Consider the following 8,183-nt stretch of genomic DNA (forward strand, 5'->3'; position numbering starts at 1 on the left):
CCACCTCAGCCGCGTCCGCCTCCGGCGCCTCCTCCACGATCACATGCGCATTCGTCCCACTGAACCCGAACGACGACACACCCGCACGACGCGGGTGCGTCGTCTCGGGCCACGCCGTCTGCGCCGTGAGCAGCACGACCGTGCCGGACTCCCAGTCCACGTGGGGCGACGGCTCGTCGATGTGGAGGCTCTGCGGGAGCACCCCGTGCCGCATCGCCAGCACCATCTTGATGACGCCCGCGACGCCGGCGGCGGCCTGGGTGTGGCCGATGTTGGACTTCACCGACCCCAGCAGCAGCGGCTGGTCGGCAGGGCGGTCCTGTCCGTACGTGGCGAGCAGCGCCTGGGCCTCGATGGGGTCGCCCAGCGAGGTGCCCGTGCCGTGCGCCTCGACGACGTCCACCTGGTCGGCGGACAGACGGGCGTTGGCCAGCGCCTGGCGGATGACGCGCTGCTGGGAGGGCCCGTTCGGGGCCGTCAGACCGTTGCTCGCACCGTCTTGGTTGATCGCGGAACCCCGGACCACGGCCAGGACCGGACGGCCGTTCTTGCGCGCGTCGGAGAGCCGCTCCAAGAGCAGGACGCCCACGCCCTCCGCCGGGCCGAAGCCGTCGGCCCCCGCCGCGAACGCCTTGCAGCGGCCGTCCGTGGAAAGTCCGCGCTGCTTGCTGAACTCCACGAAGAGGCCGGGGGTGGACATCACGTGTACGCCACCGGCGACGGCCAGCGAGCACTCGCCGGCCCGCAGCGCCTGTACCGCGAGGTGGAGGGCCACCAGCGATGCCGAGCAGGCGGTGTCGACGGTGACGGCGGGGCCTTCGAGGCCGAAGGTGTAGGAGAGGCGGCCGGACAGCACGCTCGAGGCGTTGCCGGTGCCGAGGTGGCCCGCGTAGTCCTCGGCCGCCTCCAGGAGCGGGGTGAGGTAGTCCGAGCCGTTCATGCCGACGAACACGCCGCACTGGCTGCCGCGCAGCAGGTTCGGGTCGACGCCGGCCCGCTCGAAGGCCTCCCAGGAGGTCTCCAGGAGCAGGCGCTGCTGCGGGTCCATCGCCATGGCCTCGCGCGGGGAGATCCCGAAGAAGTGGGCGTCGAACGCGGACGCGCCGCTGAGGAAGCCGCCCTCGCGGGTGGTCGAGGTGCCTTGGCCGTCGGGGTCGTCGGAGAAGAGGTGGTCCAGGTCCCAGCCTCGGTCCGCGGGGAATTCGGTGAGGGCGTCGCCGCCGGCGGCGAGCAGGTCCCACAGTTCTTCCGGGGAGCTCACTCCGCCGGGGAAACGGCAACTCATCGCCGTGATGGCGATGGGCTCGTGGGCCTGGCTCTCGATGTCCCGAAGACGTCCGTACGCCTCATCGAGATCCGTCGTGACCTTCTTGAGGTATTCGCGGAGCTTTGCTTCGTTCGCCACTGGCGCTTCACCTATTCGCGTGATCGAGACCGTGGAGGACTCAAGAGAATTCAGGGGAGTTCAGGGGAGTCAGGGGAACCCGAGGATATTTGAGGAAATTCGGGAAGCCGGTGGCCGTACCGCCGGAACAGGGGTTCCGGCGGTACGGCCTGGGGGCGGCTGGGGTTCAGCCCTGGCCGAACTTCTTGTCGATGAGGGCGAACAGTTCGTCGTCGCTCGCGTCCTCGATCTCGTCGGCCACGCTGTCGCCCTCCGTCTGACGGGCGTCGTTCCACTGCGCGAGCAGGGTCTGCAGGCGCACCGCGACACGGGCGTGGGCCGCGTCGTCGCCGGCCGCGGCGGACAGTTCCGTCGCGTCCAGCGAGGCGAAGGTGCTCTCCAGGCGGTCGAGTTCCTCCAGCACGGAGAGCTTGCGCCCGCCCGTACCCTCCGGGGCGACCTCGCTCAGCAGGTGCCGGGCGAGAGCGGCCGGATTCGGGTAGTCGTAGACGAGCGTGGCCGGGAGCCGGAGCCCGGCGGCCGCGCCGAGCCGGTTGCGCAGCTCGACCGCGGTCAGCGAGTCGAAGCCCAGCTCCTTGAACGCCTGCTCCTCGCCGACGTGTTCGGCCGACTTGTACCCGAGGACGGCGGCGACCTGGCCGCGCACCAGGGTCAGTACGGTCCGCTCCCGCTCGGCGGCCGACAGTTCGGCCAGCCTCTGCGCCAGCGTCCGCCCGCCCGTCCCGGTCGCCGCGTCCGCGACCTCGGCGCGGTGCATGCCGGGGGCCGTCACCGCCGCCGTCCTCCGGCGGAGCGGAGTCCGGACCAGACCGCGGAACATCGGCAGGATGCCGCCGTCCGCGGCCCGGGCCCGCAGGGTGGGGAGGTCGATCCCGACGGGCAGCAGGACCGGCTCGTCGTCCGCGGCGAGGGCCAGGTCGAAGAGCGCCAGGCCCTCCCGCGCCGACAGCGGCGCGACACCGCCGCGCGCGGCGCGGGCCCGCTCCGCCTCGGTGAGGCGGCCGGCCATCCCGCGCTCCTCAGCCCACATGCCCCACACCAGGGAAAGCGCGGTGAGCCCGCGGGCCCGCCGGTGCCGGGCGAGGGAGTCGAGGAAGACGTTCGCCGCCGCGTAGTTGGCCTGACCCGCGCCACCGAGGGTTCCGGCGGCGGCGGAGAACAGGACGAACGCCGACAGGTCGAGGTGACGCGTCAACTCGTGCAGGTGGAGCGCCCCTTCGACCTTGGGCCGCAGGACCCGGTCCACGCGCTCGGGCGTGAGCAGGTCCACGACGCCGTCGTCGAGGACGGCCGCGGTGTGCACGACCGCCGTCAGCGGACGCTCCGCGGGGACGGAGGCCAGCAGCGCGGCCACCGCGTCGCGGTCGGCGACGTCACACGCCACCCAACTGACCTGAGCCCCCAACGCGCCCAACTCGGCGGTGAGTTCTGCGGCGGTGTCGGTGTCCGCGCCCCTGCGGCCGGTGAGCAGCAGGTGCCGTACCCCGTGCTCTGCGACCAGGTGGCGGGCGAGGAGACCGGCGAGTCCGCCACCCGCCCCGGTGATCAGGACGGTGCCGCTCGTGTCGATCCGGCTCCGCGTGCCGTCGTCGGGCGCCGTCGGTGCGCCGACCCGGGCCAGACGCGGCGCGTACAGCGCCCCGCCACGTACCGCCAGCTCGGGTTCCTCCGAGGCGAGGGCGCCCGCGAGGGCCCGGCCGGAGGCGTCCGTGTCATCGAGGTCGACGAGGACGAACCGGCCGGGGTGCTCGGTCTGCGCGGCCCGCAGCAGGCCCCACACCGGGGCGTGGGCGAGGTCGCCGGTCTCGGTGTCCGTATGGGCGGCCACGGCTCCGCGGGTGACGACGGCCAGGCGTGCGCCGGCGAAGCGACCGTTGTCCAGCCAGCCCTGCACGGTCGAGAGCGCCCGGTGCGCCGCGTCGCGTACCTCCTGCGCGAGGAGGGCGTCGACCTGGTCCGCCGTCGTGGCGGTGGCCGCCGTGAACGGCACGACCACGGCGGCGGGCATCGGCTGCCGGCCGTCGGTGACGGCCTCGTCCAGTGCGGCGAGGTCCGCGTAAGTGGTGACGGGGACGCCCGCACCGCCGAGGGCGACGCCGAGCGGCGACCGGCCGTCGGCGGCGTCGCCGACGACCACGAGCGCCGAGGCGGCCGGGCGGGCCGGGAGCGCCGTACGGACCCAGTCGAGCCGGAACAGCGCGTCGTGGGCTCCTTCGGGGGCCACCGCGAACCGCTCCGCGTCGAGGTCCCGTGTCACCAGCGCCTCGACCGACGCGACGGGCGCGCCCTGCTCGTCGGCCAGTTCGACGGACACGGTGTCCGCGCCGTCGGGCGTGATGCGCAGGCGCAGCGCGTCCGCCCCGGACGCGTGCAGGCGTACTCCGCGCCAGGTGAGCGGCTCGCAGCCGGCGGTGCCCGCCGCGGCCAGCGCCTGCACGGCGGTGTCGAGCAGCGCCGGGTGGAGCGCGAACCCGCCCGTCTGGGCGTGCGGTTCGCCGCTCAGCCGTGCCTGCGCGAAGACCTCCTCGCCCCGCACCCAGAGCCGGGTCAGGGTCTTCAGAGCGGGCCCGTGGTGGAGCCCGGCCGCTGTGAGCCGGTCGTAGACCGCCTCGGCGGACACCTCCTCGGCGCCGGTGGGCGGCCACGGCCCGGTGGTGCCCACGCCGCCCGTCGCAGCGGTTTCCGCGAGGAACCCGGTGGCGTGACGGGACCAGGCCGCGCCGTCCGGGCCGTCGCCGTCGGTGGCCTCCGGGCGGCTGTGCACCTGCACGGAGCGGCACGCTTCGCCGTCCGCCCCGCCCACGGTGAGCCGCAGCTGCACGGCCCCGTCCTCGGGTAGCACGAGCGGTGCCTCCAGGGCCAGTTCCCGCACCTGCCCGCAGCCGGCGTCCTCCCCGGCCCGCAGGGCCAGTTCGACGAAGGCCGCGCCGGGCACGACCACCGAGTCGGCCACGACGTGATCGGCCAGCCACGGGTGCGTCCGCAGCGAGAGCCGACCGGTGAACAGGAACCCGCCCGTGTCCGGCAGCTCGACCGCCGCGCCGAGCAGGGGGTGCCCGGCCGGCTCGACGCCGAGCGAGAGGGCGTCCTCCGGCGTGGCGAAGGAGTCGACCCAGTAGCGCTCCTGCTGGAAGGCGTACGTGGGCAGGTCGACGCGCTGCGCGCCGGAGGAGTAGAAGCCGGACCAGTCGACGGCGAGGCCGTGGACGTGCGCCCGGGCGAGAGCGCCGACGAGGGTCTCGGCCTCGGCGCGGCCCTTGCGGAGCACGGGCACGAACGCGGCGTCCGCCGTCACGCAGTCCTGCGCGAGCGCGGAGAGCACCCCGTCGGGGCCGATCTCGACGTAAGTGGTGACTCCTGCGGCTTCGAGGGCGCGGACGCCGTCGAGGAAGCGGACCGCCTCGCGGACGTGCCGCACCCAGAACTCGGCCGATTCCATCTCGTCGGTGACGAGCGCGCCGGTGAGGTGGGAGACGACCGGGATGCGCGGGGTCGCGTAGGCGACCTCCTCGGCGACCTTGCGGAAGTCGGCCAGCATGCCGTCCATGTGGGGCGAGTGGAAGGCGTGGCTGACGGTGAGCCGCTTGGTCTTGCGGTCGGGGAAGGCGTTCGCGACGGCGAGCGCCGCGTCCTGGTCACCCGCGACCACGACCGACCGGGGGCCGTTGACGGCCGCTATGCTCACCCGGTCGGTCAGTAGCGGCAGGACCTCGTCCTCCGAAGCCTCGACGGCGATCATCACGCCACCCGTCGGCAGGGCCTGCATCAGCCGCCCGCGAGCGGCGACCAGGGAGCACGCGTCCTCCAGGGAGAAGACACCGGCCACGTGCGCGGCGGCGATCTCGCCGATGGAGTGACCGGCGAGGAAGTCCGGCCGCAGCCCCTGGCTCTCCAGGAGCCGGAACAACGCCACCTCGACGGCGAACAACGCCGGCTGGGTGTACTCCGTGCGGTCCAGGCGCTCCGCGTCCGCCGCGAACAGCACGTCCTTCAGGGGCAGGTCGAGGAGCGCGTCCAGGTGGGCGCAGATCGTGTCGAGCGCGTCCGCGAACACCGGGAAGGCGTCGTACAGTTCGCGCCCCATCCCGGGACGCTGGCTGCCCTGCCCGGTGAACAGGAACGCCACCTGCTGTTCGGCGCTCGCCACGCCCTGGATGAGCGCGGCGGCGGCTTCGCCCGCCGCCAGCGCGGCCAGCGCCTCGCTGTACTCCTCCCGCTCCCCCGCCACGATCACGGCGCGGTGGTCGAGCAGGGCCCGGCCGGTGGCGAGCGAGTGGCCGATGTCGACCGGCCGCGCCTCGTCGCCCGCGCCGAGGTGCGCGAGGAGCCGGGCCGCCTGGTCACGCACGGCGGACGCGGTCTTGCCCGACAGGATCCACGGCCACGTGCCGGGCCCCTCGGCCTCCACCGTCTCGGGGGCCGACGGTGCCGGCGGTGCCTGCTCCAGGATGGTGTGCGCGTTCGTACCGCTCACGCCGAAGGAGGAAACGCCGGCCCGGCGCGGACGGCCTGTGTCCGGCCATTCCCGCCGCTCGGTGAGCAGCGCGACGTCGCCCGCGGTCCAGTCGACGTGCGGGGTCGGCCCGTCCACGTGCAGGGTCTGCGGCAGCACCCCGTGCTGCATCGCCAGCACCATCTTGATGACACCCGCGACGCCGGCGGCAGCCTGCGTGTGTCCGATGTTGGACTTGACGGAGCCGAGCAGCAGCGGCTGTTCGGCCGGGCGGTCCTGCCCGTAGGTGGCGAGCAGCGCCTGCGCCTCGATGGGGTCGCCGAGACGCGTGCCCGTGCCGTGCGCCTCGACCGCGTCGACCTCGGCGGCCGACAGTCCGGCGCTCGCCAGGGCCTGGCGGATGACCCGCTGCTGCGAAGGACCGTTGGGGGCGGTCAGGCCGTTGCTCGCACCGTCCTGGTTGACGGCCGAGCCCCGGACCACGGCGAGGACCGGGTGCCCGTTGCGCCGGGCGTCGGAGAGCCGCTCGACGAGCAGCATGCCCACGCCCTCACCCCAGCCCGTGCCGTCGGCGGCCGCCGCGAACGCCTTGATCCGGCCGTCGGCAGCGAGCCCGCCCTGGCGGCTGAACTCGACGAAGGCGCCCGGCGTCGACATCACGGTGACACCACCGGCGAGCGCGATCGAGCACTCGCCGCTACGCAGCGCCTGCACCGCCAGGTGCAGGGCCACGAGCGACGCCGAGCAGGCGGTGTCGACGGTGACGGCCGGGCCTTCGAGACCGAAGACGTAGGAGAGCCGCCCGGAGACGACGCTCGCGGAGTTACCGGTGCTCATGAACCCGTCGCCACCGTCGGCGGAGTTCAGGACGAGCGACAGGTAGTCCTGGCCGTTCGTCCCGATGAACACGCCGGCCTGCGTGCCGCGCACCGACGAGGGGTCGATGCCGGCCCGCTCGAACGCCTCCCACGAGGTCTCCAGCAGGAGCCGCTGCTGCGGGTCCATGGCGAGGGCCTCACGCGGGGAGATCCCGAAGAAACCGGGGTCGAACTGCGCGACGTCGTAGAGGAAGCCGCCTTCGCGGGCGTACGAGGCCTCCTGCTCGGACCGCGGCCCGAACAGTGCCTCGGCGTCCCAGCCCCGGTCGGCCGGGAACTCGCCGATGGCGTCACCGCCGGCGGCCAGCAGCTGCCAGAAGTCCTCGGGGGTACGGACCCCGCCGGGGAAGCGGCAGCTCATCGCGACGATCGCGATCGGATCGTCGTCGTCTGCCCGGGCCGCCGGGGCGAGGGCGGTCGCCCCGGCCTCGGTGCCGAGGAGCTCGCCGCCCAGGTGCTCCGCCAGGTCGGCGGAGGTCGGGTAGTCGTAGATCAGCGTGGCCGGGAGCCGCAGTTCGGTGGCGGCGCCCAGGCGGTTGCGCAGCTCGACGGCGGTCAGGGAGTCGAAGCCGAGCTCCTTGAACGCCCGTCCCGCGCCGACGCTTTCCACGCCGGCGTGGCCGAGGACCGCGGCGACCTCCTTGCGTACAAGGTCGAGCAGCGCCCGGTCCCGCTCGGCGGCGGAGAGGCCCGCCAGCCGCTGCACGAGGGACTGGCGGCCGTTGGCGGTCCCGGTACCGGCCTGGCCCTGGTCGCCGTCGCCCGCGCGCGGGGCGAGGGCGTCGCGGGCGGCGGGCAGCTCGGACAAGAGGCTGCTGGAGCGCACGGCGGTGAAGCCGGGGGCGAACCGGCCCCAGTCGACGTCCACGACGGTGACGACCGTGTCGTTGGCGCCGAGGGCCCGGTGAAGGGCCTCGACGGCCGACCCGGCGGCCATCGGCAGCACGCCGCCCCGGCGCATCCGGGCATCCAGCACGCCGTCGGCGGCCATGCCGCCCTCGGCCCACGGACCCCACGCGAGCGAGGTCGCGGCCAGACCGGCGGCACGACGCTGCTCGGCGAGGGCGTCCAAGTAGGCATTGGCGGCGGCGTAGTTGGCCTGACCGGCCGTACCCCACGTGCCCGTGACGGACGAGAAGAGCACGAACGCGGAGAGCTCGATGCCGAGCTCGGCGGTGAGTTCGTGCAGGTTGAGCGCGGAGGTCGCCTTCGCACGCAACACGCTGTCGAAACGCTCGGGCGTGAGCGCGTCGAGGACGCCGTCGTCGAGGATCCCGGCGGTGTGCACGACGGCCGTGAGCGTGTCGGCCTCGGCCGCCAGCAGCGCACGCAGGGCGTTCCGGTCGGCGGCGTCACACGCCACGACCGACACCTCGACACCCAGCCCGGACAGCTCCGCCACCAGCTCGGCGGCACCCGGGGCGTCCATGCCCCGGCGGCTGGTCAG

Annotated in this window: 2 protein-coding genes; both read right to left on the reverse strand. The window is 74.1% G+C overall.

What is annotated here, in order from left to right; all coding sequences use genetic code 11:
* Nucleotides 1–1,429, reverse strand: a 1,429-nt coding sequence (locus ABTY04_RS39620; RefSeq protein WP_502996824.1) for a type I polyketide synthase, incomplete at its 3' end; no start/stop codon positions are given.
* Nucleotides 1,430–1,571: 142 nt separating this feature from the next.
* Nucleotides 1,572–8,183 (reverse strand): SDR family NAD(P)-dependent oxidoreductase (locus ABTY04_RS39625; protein WP_352218287.1); only part of this gene is annotated, 6,612 nt, incomplete at its 5' end.

Origin of the sequence: Streptomyces sp. NPDC097981 (assembly GCF_040302565.1) — a bacterium.
GTDB lineage: Bacteria > Actinomycetota > Actinomycetes > Streptomycetales > Streptomycetaceae > Streptomyces.